This window comes from Bacillus sp. FSL L8-0358, assembly GCF_038593095.1.
Classification (GTDB): domain Bacteria; phylum Bacillota; class Bacilli; order Bacillales; family Bacillaceae; genus Bacillus; species Bacillus subtilis.
Map to the genome: position 1 here is coordinate 188,017 of NZ_CP151962.1, position 14,717 is coordinate 202,733.

Consider the following 14,717-nt stretch of genomic DNA (forward strand, 5'->3'; position numbering starts at 1 on the left):
GGCCTCCTTACAAGATGTCGTCAAGCTTGTTTTCCGAAATGACCTGGTAGCCCGCTTGTTTTAACAATGCGGCGGTTACTCCGTTGCCGGTGATTTTTTTGCCAGAGAATGTGCCGTTATAGATAAACCCGCTTCCGCAAGATGGACTGTTTTCTTTTAATATGACGGCAGAAGCGTTGATTTCTTTTGCGTAAGCCAATGTTTTCGCGGCGCCTTCCATATATAGTTCTGTGACGTCTTCTCCTGAAGCTGTCACGATTTTCGCTGTTCCATTGAGGACATCCTCGCCGGTGCCTCCTATGATTTCTGCGGGTTCGCGTGGGGTAGAGAAGCCGCCGAGAAGTTCAGGGCAAGCCATGACTGCTTTCTTTTCATCGACGAGTTTTCTGATTTTCTCCGACGCTGCGTGAGAGCCGTTATATCTGCATTCAATGCCTCCAAGGCAAGAACTGACTAGAATCATATTGGTTTCTCCTCTCTTGCTTTGCTTGTCTCTATCATAAAATAAATGGCTTTAGTTGGGAGGCTTTTTCAGTTAAAAAAGGAGTTAAAAAGTTTGAAAATAAAAAATTTAATTTTCCTCTTTACAAACAGGGGGTGACCTGTATATAATAACTTTTGTCAGCTCGACGAGAACACAACGGCCCGTTGGTCAAGCGGTTAAGACACCGCCCTTTCACGGCGGTAACACGGGTTCGAATCCCGTACGGGTCACCATTTGGAGGATTAGCTCAGCTGGGAGAGCATCTGCCTTACAAGCAGAGGGTCGGCGGTTCGAGCCCGTCATCCTCCACCATCTTGCCGGTGTAGCTCAATTGGTAGAGCAACTGACTTGTAATCAGTAGGTTGGGGGTTCAAGTCCTCTTGCCGGCACTGTTTTTTCAAAATTTTATGTGGAGGGGTAGCGAAGTGGCTAAACGCGGCGGACTGTAAATCCGCTCCCTCAGGGTTCGGCAGTTCGAATCTGCCCCCCTCCACCATTATTGGGCTATAGCCAAGCGGTAAGGCAACGGACTTTGACTCCGTCATGCGTTGGTTCGAATCCAGCTAGCCCAGTCACAGACACCTTTGATCAAAAGGTGTCTTTTTTCTTTTCGGAAAAATCATTCCAACTTCTAACTGTTCAGTCTGTATAATAATTTTAAAAATATGTTAAGGTAGTTTATTCACGAATTACCATCTACACCCTGCCAAAAATTTGATAAACTTATTTTATAAAAAAATTGAAACCTTTTGAAACGAAGCTCGTATACATACAGACCGGTGAAGGCAGAGGTTAGATAAATATGGAAATGATGATTAAAAAAAGAATTAAACAAGTCAAAAAAGGCGACCAGGATGCATTTGCGGACATCGTAGATATTTACAAAGATAAAATTTATCAGCTTTGCTACCGTATGCTTGGCAATGTGCATGAGGCGGAGGATATTGCACAGGAAGCTTTCATCAGAGCGTACGTTAATATCGACAGTTTTGATATTAACCGGAAATTTTCAACTTGGCTTTATCGAATCGCGACCAATTTGACCATTGACCGCATTCGCAAAAAGAAGCCGGATTATTACCTCGATGCAGAGGTGGCTGGTACGGAAGGCTTGACCATGTATTCTCAAATCGCCGCAGATGGTGTTTTGCCTGAAGATGCAGTTGTGTCGCTGGAGCTCTCAAACACGATACAGCAGAAAATTTTAAAGCTTCCTGACAAATACAGAACAGTCATCGTATTAAAGTATATTGACGAACTCTCATTAATTGAAATTGGGGAGATTCTAAACATTCCTGTGGGGACTGTGAAAACGCGGATTCACAGAGGCAGAGAGGCTCTTAGAAAACAATTAAGGGATCTTTAAGTGGGGTGATGAAATGAGCTGTCCTGAACAAATTGTGCAGCTTATGCATATGCATCTTGATGGAGATATCCTTCCAAAAGATGAACACGTATTAAATGAACATCTGGAGACATGCGAGAAATGCAGAAAGCATTTTTACGAGATGGAGAAATCCATAGCGCTCGTACGGAGCACATCGCATGTCGAAGCCCCCGCGGATTTTACCGCTAATGTCATGGCAAAATTGCCTAAGGAGAAGAAAAGAGCTTCTGTAAAAAGATGGTTCAGAACCCATCCCGTTATCGCAGCTGCTGCGGTATTCATCATTTTGATGGGCGGAGGTTTTTTTAACAGCTGGCATAATGACCACAATTTCAGCGTATCCAAGCAGCCGAATCTTGTGGTTCATAACCATACTGTGACCGTGCCAGAAGGTGAGACGGTCAAAGGTGATGTCACTGTCAAAAACGGCAAGCTGATTATTAAAGGCAAAATAGACGGGGATGTAACCGTCGTAAACGGCGAAAAGTATATGGCCTCTGCTGGACAAGTCACCGGTCAGATTGAAGAAATCAATCAATTATTCGACTGGACATGGTACAAGATGAAGTCTGCGGGGAAAAGTGTACTCGATGCATTCAGTCCGAACGGAGAAGAGTAAAGCGCGTTAGCCGCTTTGCTCTTTTTTTGCGGGCTGAGAGGGCTGGCACATTTCACTTGCTAAATCGAAATGTGGTATAATGGGCTCGCTATGTAAAGTACATATGCGTAACCCGTAAAACACAAAATACGAAATGACTGAAATCTTGGAGGACGAGGAAATGGCTTTTGAGGATATCCCTTTTTTGCAGTACCTCGGCAATGCCGTTGATATTCTCCTTGTTTGGTATGTGATATATAAATTGATTATGGTGATACGCGGCACGAAAGCGGTTCAGCTGTTAAAAGGAATTGTAGTCATCGTGCTTGTTCGTATGGCCAGCCAATATTTGGGCCTCAGCACACTTCAATGGCTGATGGACCAAGCGATAACATGGGGATTTTTAGCAATTATTATTATTTTTCAGCCTGAGCTGAGAAGAGCGCTTGAACAGCTAGGCCGCGGCCGCTTTTTTTCGAGGAGCGGCACGCCTGTTGAAGAAGCGCAGCAGAAAACGATTGAGGCCATTACAAAAGCGATCAATTATATGGCGAAACGCCGTATAGGCGCCCTGCTGACCATTGAGCGGGATACTGGAATGGGGGATTATATTGAAACCGGCATACCACTGAATGCCAAAGTCAGCTCTGAGCTGCTGATCAATATTTTTATCCCAAACACCCCGCTTCACGACGGTGCGGTGATTATGAAAAATAATGAAATTGCCGCGGCCGCCTGTTATCTGCCGCTTTCTGAGAGCCCGTTTATTTCAAAAGAACTGGGCACGCGGCACAGAGCAGCTGTCGGTATCAGTGAAGTAACAGACAGTTTGACGATTATTGTGTCTGAAGAGACCGGCGGCGTCAGTGTGGCAAAGAACGGCGACCTTCACAGAGAGCTTACAGAAGAAGCGCTGAAAGAAATGCTTGAAGCCGAGTTTAAGAAAAACACCAGAGACACTTCTTCTAACCGCTGGTATTGGAGGGGCAAGAAAAATGGATAAATTCTTAAACAACCGCTGGGCTGTGAAAATCATTGCTCTGCTTTTCGCGCTCTTGCTTTATGTGGCGGTTAACAGCAACCAAGCACCGACTCCGAAAAAACCGGGTGAATCTTTCTTTCCGACATCAACAACTGATGAAGCAACTCTGACTGATATTCCGGTTAAAGCGTATTATGATGATGAAAATTACGTCGTGACGGGTGTTCCGCAAACGGTTAATGTCACGATAAAAGGCTCGACAAGCGCCGTGAAAAAGGCTCGGCAGACCAAAAACTTTGAAATATATGCCGATATGGAACATTTGAAAACCGGCACACATAAGGTTGAGCTTAAGGCCAAAAACGTGTCGGATGGGCTGACAATCTCAATTAATCCGTCTGTTACGACAGTGACCATTCAGGAACGGACGACCAAAAGTTTTCCCGTAGAAGTGGAGTACTACAACAAAAGCAAGATGAAAAAAGGCTATTCTCCGGAGCAGCCGATTGTCAGTCCGAAAAATGTGCAGATTACCGGATCGAAAAATGTGATCGATAATATTTCTCTTGTAAAAGCTTCAGTGAATTTGGAAAACGCAGATGAAACGATTGAAAAGGAAGCGAAAGTGACTGTCTATGATAAAGACGGAAACGCGCTTCCTGTCGACGTGGAGCCCTCGGTTATCAAGATTACCGTTCCGGTGACAAGCCCGAGTAAAAAAGTGCCCTTTAAAATTGAACGGACAGGAAGCCTTCCTGACGGTGTCAGCATAGCGAATATTGAATCCAGCCCCAGTGAGGTAACGGTTTACGGCTCACAGGATGTGTTGGATTCTCTTGAATTTATTGACGGCGTCAGCTTAGATTTAAGTAAAATTAACAAGGATTCCGATATCGAGGCAGATATTCCGCTTCCTGACGGTGTCAAAAAAATCTCACCGTCAAAGGTGACTTTGCATATAGAAGTCGATAGTGAAGCGGATCAGAAGTTCGAGAATGTCCCCATCAAGACTGTAGGGCTGAGCAGCTCACAAAACATTGAATTTCTTGATCCTGAATCACAAGCGATAGATGTAACGGCTAAAGGCTCTCCCGCGAATATAAAAAAACTGAAAAAATCAGATATTGAATTGTATGTGAATGTTTCAGATTTAGAGGACGGGGAGCATAGCGTGAAGCTTGAAGTGAACGGGCCACAGAATGTAACCTGGTCCTTGGGGCGGAAAAACGCCAAAATCAAGCTGACGTCTAAGAAAAGCAATACATCAACGAATGATAACAGCAGCAATACATCAGGGAATCAGGATGACACAGATAAACAAACAAATGATCAAAAGAACAATCAGCAAGAAGATACAAAGAACACTGATAAAAACAGCAACGATCAAAACCAAGACGAAAATAAAGATCAAAACCAAGATCAGGATGAGGATGAATCCACTGCGAATTCACAATCCTCATCGGAATAAAAAAGGAGCGATTATAAAATGGGCAAGTATTTTGGAACAGACGGTGTAAGAGGTGTCGCCAATAGTGAGCTTACACCTGAGCTGGCCTTTAAAGTCGGACGTTTCGGCGGTTATGTGCTGACAAAAGACAAACAACGTCCAAAAGTGCTGATAGGCCGCGATACACGCATCTCCGGCCATATGCTGGAGGGAGCCCTTGTCGCCGGACTTTTATCCATTGGCGCAGAAGTCATGCGCCTGGGTGTCATTTCTACACCAGGTGTATCTTATTTGACAAAAGCGATGGATGCAGAGGCGGGCGTCATGATTTCCGCTTCTCATAACCCAGTGCAGGATAACGGCATCAAATTCTTTGGGGGAGATGGATTTAAGCTTTCTGATGAACAGGAGGCTGAAATTGAGCGCCTGATGGACGAACCTGAGGATAAGCTGCCAAGACCTGTCGGAGCAGACCTTGGACTTGTAAACGATTATTTTGAAGGCGGACAAAAATATCTGCAATTCTTAAAACAGACAGCTGATGAAGATTTCACAGGCATTCATGTGGCATTGGACTGTGCCCATGGCGCAACGTCATCCTTGGCGACACACCTGTTTGCTGATTTAGATGCAGATGTTTCTACAATGGGGACTTCCCCGAACGGATTAAACATTAATGACGGCGTCGGTTCGACTCATCCCGAAGCGCTCAGCGCGTTTGTCAAAGAGAAAAACGCGGATCTCGGCCTTGCGTTCGACGGTGACGGCGACCGCCTGATTGCTGTCGATGAAAAAGGAAATATTGTAGACGGCGACCAAATCATGTACATATGCTCAAAACACCTGAAATCAGAGGGCCGTTTAAAGGATGATACTTTGGTTTCAACCGTGATGAGCAACCTCGGCTTCTATAAGGCGCTCGAAAAAGAAGGCATCAAAAGCGTACAGACAGCTGTCGGCGACCGCTACGTAGTAGAAGCAATGAAAAAAGACGGCTACAACGTCGGCGGAGAGCAGTCAGGACATCTTATTTTCCTTGATTACAACACGACAGGGGACGGATTATTGTCTGCTATTATGCTGATGAACACTTTGAAAGCCACAGGCAAGCCGCTGTCAGAGCTTGCAGCTGAAATGCAGAAGTTCCCGCAGCTGTTAGTCAATGTGAGAGTGACTGATAAATATAAAGTTGAAGAAAATGAAAAAGTAAAGGCAGTTATTTCTGAAGTTGAAAAAGAAATGAACGGCGACGGCCGGATTTTGGTGCGCCCTTCAGGAACTGAACCGCTCGTCCGTGTCATGGCTGAAGCGAAGACGAAAGAGCTGTGCGATGAGTATGTCAATCGCATTGTTGAAGTCGTCCGGTCAGAAATGGGATTAGAGTAACGAAGTCTATTATCAGAGAGTGAACATGACAAGCGAGGTTTACATAAGATAATTGTGAGACATACGGCAAAGTTGTTTAAAAAACAATTGACCGTTTATGCCACATGTTGTAAAATCAAGCTTGTCTTGTTCTTATTTTCTCAATAGGAAAAGAAGACGGGATTATTGCTTCACCTATAATTATAGCGCCCGAACTAAGCGCCCGGAAAAAGGCTTAGTTGACGAGGATGGAGGTTATCGAATTTTCGGCGGATGCCTCCCGGCTGAGTGTGCAGATCACAGCCGTAAGGATTTCTTCAAACCAAGGGGGTGACTCCTTGAACAAAGAGAAATCACATGATCTTCCAAAAAACATGTAGGAGGGGACGATTGAAAGTCCCCTTGAAATTTGACTTTCTTCGTCTCCTTTTACAATCTTAGGAGGAAGAAAAATATGTGTGGAATCGTAGGTTATATCGGTCAGCTTGATGCGAAGGAAATTTTATTAAAAGGGTTAGAAAAGCTTGAGTATCGCGGTTATGACTCTGCTGGTATTGCTGTTGCCAACGAACAGGGAATCCATGTGTTCAAAGAAAAAGGACGCATTGCAGATCTGCGTGAAGTTGTGGATGCCAATGTAGAAGCGAAAGCCGGAATTGGGCATACTCGCTGGGCGACACACGGCGAACCAAGCTATCTGAACGCTCACCCGCATCAAAGCGCACTGGGTCGCTTTACACTTGTCCATAACGGCGTGATCGAGAACTATGTTCAGCTGAAGCAAGAGTATTTGCAAGATGTAGAGCTCAAAAGTGACACCGATACAGAAGTAGTCGTTCAAGTAATCGAGCAATTCGTCAATGGAGGACTTGAGACAGAAGAAGCGTTCCGCAAAACACTTACACTGTTAAAAGGCTCTTATGCAATTGCTTTATTCGATAACGACAACAGAGAAACGATTTTTGTAGCGAAAAACAAAAGCCCTCTATTAGTAGGTCTTGGAGATACATTCAACGTCGTAGCATCTGATGCGATGGCGATGCTTCAAGTAACCAACGAATATGTAGAGCTGATGGATAAAGAAATGGTTATTGTCACTGATGATCAAGTCGTCATCAAAAACCTTGATGGTGACGTGATTACACGTGCGTCTTATATTGCTGAGCTTGATGCCAGTGATATCGAAAAAGGCACGTACCCTCACTACATGTTGAAAGAAACGGATGAGCAGCCTGTTGTTATGCGCAAAATCATCCAAACGTATCAAGATGAAAACGGCAAGCTGTCTGTGCCTGGCGATATCGCTGCCGCTGTAGCGGAAGCGGACCGCATCTATATCATTGGCTGCGGAACAAGCTACCATGCAGGACTTGTCGGTAAACAATATATTGAAATGTGGGCAAACGTGCCGGTTGAAGTGCATGTAGCGAGTGAATTCTCCTACAACATGCCGCTTCTGTCTAAGAAACCGCTCTTCATTTTCCTTTCTCAAAGCGGAGAAACAGCAGATAGCCGCGCGGTTCTCGTTCAAGTCAAAGCGCTCGGACACAAAGCCCTGACAATCACAAACGTACCTGGATCAACGCTCTCTCGTGAAGCTGACTATACATTGCTGCTTCATGCAGGCCCTGAGATCGCTGTTGCGTCAACGAAAGCATACACTGCACAAATCGCAGTTCTTGCGGTTCTTGCTTCTGTGGCTGCTGACAAAAACGGCATCGATATTGGATTTGACCTCGTCAAAGAACTCGGTATCGCTGCAAACGCAATGGAAGCTCTATGCGACCAGAAAGACGAAATGGAAATGATCGCCCGTGAATACCTGACTGTATCCAGAAACGCTTTCTTCATCGGACGCGGCCTTGACTACTTCGTATGTGTCGAAGGCGCACTGAAGCTGAAAGAGATTTCTTACATCCAGGCAGAAGGTTTTGCCGGCGGTGAGCTAAAGCACGGAACGATTGCCTTGATCGAACAAGGAACACCAGTATTCGCACTGGCAACTCAAGAGCACGTAAACCTAAGCATCCGCGGAAACGTCAAAGAAGTTGCCGCTCGCGGAGCAAACACATGCATCATCTCACTGAAAGGCCTAGACGATGCGGATGACAGATTCGTACTGCCGGAAGTAAACCCAGCGCTTGCTCCGTTGGTATCTGTTGTTCCATTGCAGCTGATCGCTTACTATGCTGCACTGCATCGCGGCTGTGATGTTGATAAACCGCGTAACCTTGCGAAAAGTGTTACTGTGGAGTAAAAATGTTAACCCCTTTGGTTATTTTTGCGGCTTTAAAATAAAGTTACGACGTTTATAAAAATGTTGTTTTTCCCCTTAGATAATTTATGTCTAAGGGTATTTTTCTATTTTAACTAAAGAGGCGGGTAACTAAAAATTATAAGGGGATTCCAATTGATTTTGGGCTCCCTTTTTACATAAAGATGTGACACCAATCTTACAAAAATGTAACTTTAATCTCAAATAATGTAATTTTATTCGATGGCAGGTCATCTAATTTTCTTTTATTATGTTCTAAAAAGAGATTGGATGGTGTTGGGTTTGGATATTTCAGAAGTTAATATATCACTGTTTAGACTAGTTAATGACTTAGGAAAAGAACATCCCTTTTTGAATCCTGTATTTAGTTTTATTGCTGAATATATGGTTTTTTTACTTGCACTAAGTATCCTTTTTATTTGGTTTACAAGAGATACGGATAATAGAATTATGATTTTTTGTGCATCTATCGCTTTCATTTGTGCCTTTACGATAGGGAAGGTTTCAGGGATATTTCACTCGAATTATCAACCTTTTGTTGAATTGGGAGAGGTTAATAAACTGATACATAAAGAAAAAGACAATTCTTTTCCAAGTGACCATACAATTTTATTCTTCTCATATTGTATTTCATTCTGGCTCTTTAAGAGAGGCTGGTCAATTTTATGGGTATTGTTAGCTGTTCTTGTGGGAGTCTCCCGTATATGGGTTGGGGTTCATTATCCTTTTGATGTTTTAGCAGGAGTATTAATAAGCCTAGCAGTTTCAACTTTTATATATTTAACATTCCCTAAACTAAATATTACTCAAACTACCATGAAAATTTATGAAAAATGTGAAAACATACTTCTTTATCGCTTCAAAAGAAAGGAAAACAAGTCAAAAAACCTTTAGATTTATTCAACAATCGGGTGCTAATGTTCAAAAAATCGTAACCTAAAATGATAAACTCTTTTATAAAGATTCCATCTGTATTCAAAGCTGTAGAATCCATTTCGATCTATCTTTTTTTCTATGGATTCTTTAAATTTGCTGTAAACTGAAGGTTCATGTGTTATTTTTGATCAACCTTTATTTTAAAGCTACAGTTTTAGCCAAAGGGGTTTTTTGTTTTAAAGATGGCTATGTTTAATTTTACAGATATTTAGGATTGCCATAAGAATATGAAAATATTAAAGAAGGTATTTTTAAGGAAAGTGACATCTACGGAGAAATTGGGGAATTCCAGCTATAACAATATCCACACAGCTAGTTCAATTTCTTGGTTGTTAAGGCTGTTGAAAATAAAGTAGGAACCAGTATTTATTTATAGTTCCTAATTGAACCCAGTTATTTACTAAACAAGAAAATAGAAAAATGATTATAAAAATCTTCTTGTATTTCTACAAAAAATTAAAGTGATAGATATCATAAGCCTTGGATAAAGATTCAGGATGTATATTTAAAGGGAAAGAAGGATTTGATACTTCATTCTCTGTATTCCAACATCTTGACAATGTTTAAAATTTAGCATATCTTATACTTATCTTAATAATCGCGACCAGATGTTTATTTTCATTTGTTACATTATTAGGTCTTTAGCATTCTTTCAACTAATCTTGACAGGATGAAAAAGTATCCTAATTTAAATGAAAGAGAAGCATAAGTCGATTTATTTATAATCAAGCACTATATTAAAGTGTAGCGGTGAGTTCATTCCTTTAGAATGAACTTAAAATATTGTATAAAGTAAAATGACCAATAATAAGGTAGCTCTTCAAAAAACTTCCCAGAAGTTAGTTGAAGTGAAGCCGACAATTTTCAGGATTCAATGATCTAACATAATCATTGAAATTTTGAAGTTGTCGGCTTTTTTGTTGGAAAAAAATAGAGATAAATAAAAATTGAAATAAATAATAAACAAATATGATCTGATTGAAAGGTCTTTTGACCAATAATGAGTTTTAAAAAAGGGAGAATTTAGAATGTTAGTTTCGCTGAGTTTGTCATCATTATTAACATTATTTTTTATTATGCTTATGGCTTCTGGGATTAGTGGACTATTGTTTTTACATCCGCGAGTACCCTTGAGTTTTGTTCGCATTCATATTGGGATCTTGGCTTTACCACTTTTGGTTTCCTTACTGATTCTTGCCAATAGTGGTGTGAGTGGAAATGTTGGCCCTTGGCACTTAGATTCCTTAGCTTGTTTAATGACTTTTTTTGTTCTTGCAATTGGATTCATCATTCAGCGTTTTTCTGTACGTTACTTAATGGGGGATCGATCTTATCGAAAATATTTTATGCTTTTTACTTTCACAACAGGAGCTGCTTCAATGACATGGTTAAGTGGTGATCTCCGCTTGATGGTTATATTTTGGGGAGCAACTCTTGTTGGTTTAACCTTACTTATTAGGTTAAACAGTGCTTGGCAAGTGGCTAGTGAAGCAGCCAAAATTTCTGGCCGGTTATTTTTGTTAAGTTGGTTTTCTTTGTTTTTTGCGATGATGTGGCTTTTTCATGCCACAGGTCAATGGCAGTTATCATTGGTTGTAACAAATGAAAGTTTAGCTGGGCTGGGAGAATGGGAGAGAACAGGGATTCAGCTATTGATTGTACTGGCGGTGATCATTACTGCAGCTCAATGGCCATTCCAAAGATGGTTGGTTGAGTCTATTGTTGCTCCAACCCCTGTTTCTGCAATTATGCATGCAGGTTTAGTAAATGCTGGAGGAATAATACTAACTCGATTTTCACCTCTATTTCATGGTGGTATCGCTTCGATTATCTTACTTCTGCTTGCTGGCATTTCTGTATTGATTGGAACTGGAATTAGTTTAGTCCAGGTTGATTATAAACGCCAGTTAGTAGGCTCCACGATTGGACAAATGGGGTTTATGCTCATTCAGTGTGCATTAGGCGCCTATATAGCAGCCATTATTCATCTTATTTTACATGGTTTATTCAAAGCTACGTTGTTTCTACAAGCTGGTTCAGCAGTAGGGCGTCATGAAGTATCGGCTCGTACTAATGAAAGAACATCCTATATATGGGTCATGGCTGGTCGGATTTTATCCTTAGTTATAGGCGTTGCTTTTTGGCTCGCTGCTCCTGGAGAGGGGTATCAATTCATTAGTGCGCTGATCTTAGGGTGGTCATTGTCCGTTTCTTGGACTCAGCTTGTCGCTTTTGGAGAGGGCCGAATTGGCCGAATTGCCGGCTTAACTGTTTTAGGAGGAGCAGCCCTCGTATATTTTATCATTCATAACCTTTTCTATAAGTGGCTGCATACAACCATTTTTCAAAGTGTTCAACCTCCAATGTCAGCTGTCATGATTGTCGTATGTCTCTTACTATTTGGCAGTGCTTTAGGTACGTGGGTTGCTCGTCATCGTTCTTCCGTTTTTTTCGCGGTACTCTATCTTTGGTTAGTTCGATTAGGTGAAGCAAAACCAAAGTCAGTAGAGAGTCACCCAGACTACCTTAAACAATATATTTCATAAGGAGCTAATCTGAGATGGGCATTACATCCGTATTAACGAAAGATAATGTAAAAAAGATAGATACAGATATTGATGTTCAAGAAAGGGATCTTAACGTTTTCATTACATCTGCCAGCCGAGTGATTGCGCCACTTTGGCCTATTTCTACATTTGCTGCACGTAATCCGTGGATGGGACTTGAAAACCAACCTTTTGATCAGGTTGCAAGTTGGTTGAAAAACACTCGCGATGTTGATATATACCCTAGTGCGTCTATGATCCGTTCAGCAAAGAATAAAGGTGAGATTGATGAAGATTTTTTGGAAATGGGGCTGCAGCGTTGGCTTGATTCACATTCCTATCACATCCCACGGGACGTGGCAGAGCGATTTTGTCATGCTGCATTAAAGTTAGATCCCCTGCCTTCCGACCTTTTATCATCACATGAGCTGGAGAAATTAGTAGATGAATGTAGTGGATTGGATCATATCGAGAATGTTTTTATGCAACCACTAAGTTCGCATATAGAGAATCAAGATGGTGAAAGGCTAGTCAATATACTAGATCATCATGTCATTAAGTGGAGTAAATTATATCTTGATGACTCTCAAGCAGGCTGGACAATGCCTAATCGTGAGGAAGGTTTCTATTATGCTTGGCAGCATCTCATTCAATATGATCCAGCACTTAGCAAAAAGCAGCGAGAAAGGGTAAAGGGTTGGCCGAAAGAGGCACATTTGGCTTTACAGGAAGCTTTATTCGCACTAGAAATCCCAGAGTCAGAAATCCAGACTTATCTTGAAGGTCATTTACTTTCATTACCTGGATGGGCAGGGATGATGCTTTGGCGCTCTCAACAATCGAGCCACGAACATGCACTCCTAACAGAATATTTAGCGGTTCGAATATCCATGGAGTGGGCTCTTATAAAGCCATACTTACCTTTGACTAATGAACGATCTAAGAAAAAAATTTCAATTGCTCCCCTTATAGCAGCTTGGATTCATTGGGGTGGGCTTACATTAGAAGAATGGTCACAGATGACGGCCATTGAACAAAACGAATATTTATCATTTGCCTACAGCTTTGATGAGAAACTTCGCAAGAAACTTTGGTTAGAAGCTTGGGAACAAACGTACACTGATCGATTAAGCCAGAAGATCATCTCGAAACAACGTGAAACCGGCCGTAAAAAATCTGCATTAGCTCAATTAGCATTCTGCATCGATGTACGATCAGAACCTTTTCGTCGTCAACTAGAAAAAGAAGGCCCGTTTGAAACGATTGGTATTGCTGGTTTCTTCGGGGTGCCGATTGCAACTTGTGAACTTGGCAGTAAACACAGTCATGCTTCCTTGCCGATCATACAAAAACCGCAAAATAAAATAAAAGAGTTCGCAGATGAGGATGTATTCAAAAAATACAATCAACGGAAGCAAGCAATTCATTCTTTAAGCCATACCTTTAAAACGATGAAGCAGAATGCGCTCTCGAGCTTACTACTGCCTGAGTTAAGCGGACCTTGGCTTACTCTGCAAATGGCAGCCCGTAGCTTTGTGCCAAGAAAGGCGGGTCATTTCATTCGTAATCTCCGTGAGGCTTGGTTACGCAAACCTGATACAAAACTCTCGCTTCATCATGATGCTACAGAGGCAGAAATACCTGTGGGTTTTACTGATGAAGAAAAAGTGAACTATGCTCGCCAAGCATTAAAAATGATGGGATTAACGGAAAACATCGCACCATTGGTCGTGATTTGCGGGCATGGCAGTCAAAGCACTAATAATCCTTATTCTGCAGCCCTTGATTGTGGTGCCTGCGGTGGAGCGGCCGGTGGATTCAATGCAAGAGTTTTAGCTGCTTTATGTAATCTATCAGAGGTACGAGAAGCTCTTTTAGCTGAAGGAATTAAAATTCCTGAGGATACGGTTTTTGCAGCAGCTGAACATAATACAACAGTAGATGAATTACATTGGCTTTATGTACCAGAGCTTTCCGAAGCTGCACAAGAAGCATTTGAACAAATTGAAGCCGTTATGCCGAAAGTGAGACATCATGTAAACGCAGAACGTCTGGCCCAATTACCGAATTTCCAATCGAAGCTAAAAAATCCAAAGGCTGAGGCAAACCGATTTGCGGAAGATTGGAGTGAGATACGTCCGGAATGGGGACTGGCTCGTAATGCCGCTTTTATTATCGGTAAACGTGAACTAACTCAGGATTGTGATTTGGAAGGAAGAGCCTTTCTCCATAATTATGATTGGAAGCAGGATGAAAGCGGTGAACTCCTAGCAAATATTATTGCAGGACCTGGAACTGTAGCCCAATGGATTAATTTACAATATTACGCATCAACGGTAGCACCTCATTATTACGGCAGCGGAAATAAAGCAACTCAAACCGTTACTGCAGGTCTCGGCGTTATGCAGGGGAATGCAAGCGATTTGTTAGCCGGACTGCCTTGGCAATCCGTCATGGAATCAGATCACGAGGCCTATCATTCTCCTCTTCGTTTATTGATACTCATCCAAGCACCTAGAGAATATGTAGAACGGTTATTAAATAATGATTCAGCATTTCTGCAAAAAGTTCAAAATGGATGGGTCCGACTGGCTAGTCTTGATCCAGAAGGATGTTGGGAAAGCTGGTAATGATGAATCTAAGCATTTATCAAATGGATTTGTTATTCAAAATAAAAATGATAAACATAAGGAAGAG

The 14,717-nt window shown here is 42.0% G+C and carries 10 protein-coding genes and 5 tRNA genes; 14 read left to right on the forward strand and 1 reads right to left on the reverse strand.

Annotation, left to right across the window (positions count from 1 at the left end):
• Nucleotides 1-7: 7 nt before the first annotated feature.
• Nucleotides 8-463, reverse strand: coding sequence for a DUF523 domain-containing protein (locus tag NYE49_RS01075; RefSeq protein WP_047181996.1), 456 nt, complete (start codon nt 461-463; stop codon nt 8-10).
• 179 nt (nt 464-642) lie between these two features.
• On the opposite strand from NYE49_RS01075, the gene NYE49_RS01080 reads away from it, so the two are divergent.
• The 14 genes from NYE49_RS01080 (at nt 643) to NYE49_RS01145 (ending at nt 14,650) form a co-directional block, all read left to right on the forward strand.
• Nucleotides 643-717: transfer RNA gene (locus NYE49_RS01080), tRNA-Glu, on the forward strand.
• A gap of 3 nt (nt 718-720) precedes the next feature.
• Nucleotides 721-796, forward strand: a tRNA-Val gene (locus tag NYE49_RS01085).
• Between the two features lie 4 nt (nt 797-800).
• Nucleotides 801-873: transfer RNA gene (locus tag NYE49_RS01090), tRNA-Thr, on the forward strand.
• Nucleotides 874-895: 22 nt separating this feature from the next.
• Nucleotides 896-980: transfer RNA gene (locus NYE49_RS01095), tRNA-Tyr, on the forward strand.
• A 4-nt stretch (nt 981-984) separates the two neighbouring features.
• A tRNA-Gln gene (locus tag NYE49_RS01100) sits at nt 985-1,056 on the forward strand.
• 230 nt (nt 1,057-1,286) lie between these two features.
• On the forward strand, nt 1,287-1,850 hold the full coding sequence (gene sigW / locus NYE49_RS01105; RefSeq protein ID WP_003223646.1) for an RNA polymerase sigma factor SigW: 564 nt from the start codon (nt 1,287-1,289) through the stop codon (nt 1,848-1,850).
• Nucleotides 1,851-1,863: 13 nt separating this feature from the next.
• Complete coding sequence (gene rsiW / locus NYE49_RS01110) at nt 1,864-2,490, forward strand: anti-sigma-W factor RsiW (protein WP_015252964.1); 627 nt, start codon at nt 1,864-1,866, stop codon at nt 2,488-2,490.
• 160 nt (nt 2,491-2,650) lie between these two features.
• Nucleotides 2,651-3,472 (forward strand): diadenylate cyclase CdaA, encoded by an 822-nt coding sequence (gene cdaA / locus NYE49_RS01115; RefSeq protein ID WP_003223651.1) that lies wholly within the window; start codon nt 2,651-2,653, stop codon nt 3,470-3,472.
• The gene (gene cdaR, locus NYE49_RS01120; protein ID WP_047181997.1) at nt 3,465-4,919 is read left to right on the forward strand and encodes a CdaA regulatory protein CdaR; all 1,455 of its coding nucleotides are present in this window, start codon (nt 3,465-3,467) and stop codon (nt 4,917-4,919) included. Before cdaA ends, cdaR begins: the two co-directional genes overlap by 8 nt.
• A gap of 18 nt (nt 4,920-4,937) precedes the next feature.
• Complete coding sequence (gene glmM, locus NYE49_RS01125) at nt 4,938-6,284, forward strand: phosphoglucosamine mutase (RefSeq protein ID WP_014478651.1); 1,347 nt, start codon at nt 4,938-4,940, stop codon at nt 6,282-6,284.
• Between the two features lie 433 nt (nt 6,285-6,717).
• Complete coding sequence (gene glmS, locus NYE49_RS01130; RefSeq protein ID WP_015252962.1) at nt 6,718-8,520, forward strand: glutamine--fructose-6-phosphate transaminase (isomerizing); 1,803 nt, start codon at nt 6,718-6,720, stop codon at nt 8,518-8,520.
• Between the two features lie 288 nt (nt 8,521-8,808).
• On the forward strand, nt 8,809-9,432 hold the full coding sequence (locus NYE49_RS01135) for an undecaprenyl-diphosphatase (RefSeq protein ID WP_080030625.1): 624 nt from the start codon (nt 8,809-8,811) through the stop codon (nt 9,430-9,432).
• Nucleotides 9,433-10,502: 1,070 nt separating this feature from the next.
• The gene (locus NYE49_RS01140) at nt 10,503-12,020 is read left to right on the forward strand and encodes an NADH dehydrogenase subunit 5 (protein ID WP_342410801.1); all 1,518 of its coding nucleotides are present in this window, start codon (nt 10,503-10,505) and stop codon (nt 12,018-12,020) included.
• Nucleotides 12,021-12,034: 14 nt separating this feature from the next.
• Nucleotides 12,035-14,650, forward strand: a complete 2,616-nt coding sequence (locus tag NYE49_RS01145; RefSeq protein WP_047181999.1) for a YbcC family protein — start codon at nt 12,035-12,037, stop codon at nt 14,648-14,650.
• The last annotated feature ends 67 nt before the right edge of the window (nt 14,651-14,717 follow it).

Excerpts from the sequence above, each read along its gene's own strand:
- NYE49_RS01140 (WP_342410801.1), top strand. The coding sequence starts at position 10,503 with ATGTTAGTTTCGCTGAGTTTGTCATCATTATTAACATTATTTTTTATT.
- cdaR (WP_047181997.1), top strand. The coding sequence starts at position 3,465 with ATGGATAAATTCTTAAACAACCGCTGGGCTGTGAAAATCATTGCTCTG.
- glmS (WP_015252962.1), top strand. The coding sequence starts at position 6,718 with ATGTGTGGAATCGTAGGTTATATCGGTCAGCTTGATGCGAAGGAAATT.
- NYE49_RS01145 (WP_047181999.1), top strand. The coding sequence starts at position 12,035 with ATGGGCATTACATCCGTATTAACGAAAGATAATGTAAAAAAGATAGAT.
- rsiW (WP_015252964.1), top strand. The coding sequence starts at position 1,864 with ATGAGCTGTCCTGAACAAATTGTGCAGCTTATGCATATGCATCTTGAT.
- cdaA (WP_003223651.1), top strand. The coding sequence starts at position 2,651 with ATGGCTTTTGAGGATATCCCTTTTTTGCAGTACCTCGGCAATGCCGTT.
- NYE49_RS01075 (WP_047181996.1), bottom strand. The coding sequence starts at position 463 with ATGATTCTAGTCAGTTCTTGCCTTGGAGGCATTGAATGCAGATATAAC.
- sigW (WP_003223646.1), top strand. The coding sequence starts at position 1,287 with ATGGAAATGATGATTAAAAAAAGAATTAAACAAGTCAAAAAAGGCGAC.
- glmM (WP_014478651.1), top strand. The coding sequence starts at position 4,938 with ATGGGCAAGTATTTTGGAACAGACGGTGTAAGAGGTGTCGCCAATAGT.
- NYE49_RS01135 (WP_080030625.1), top strand. The coding sequence starts at position 8,809 with ATGGTGTTGGGTTTGGATATTTCAGAAGTTAATATATCACTGTTTAGA.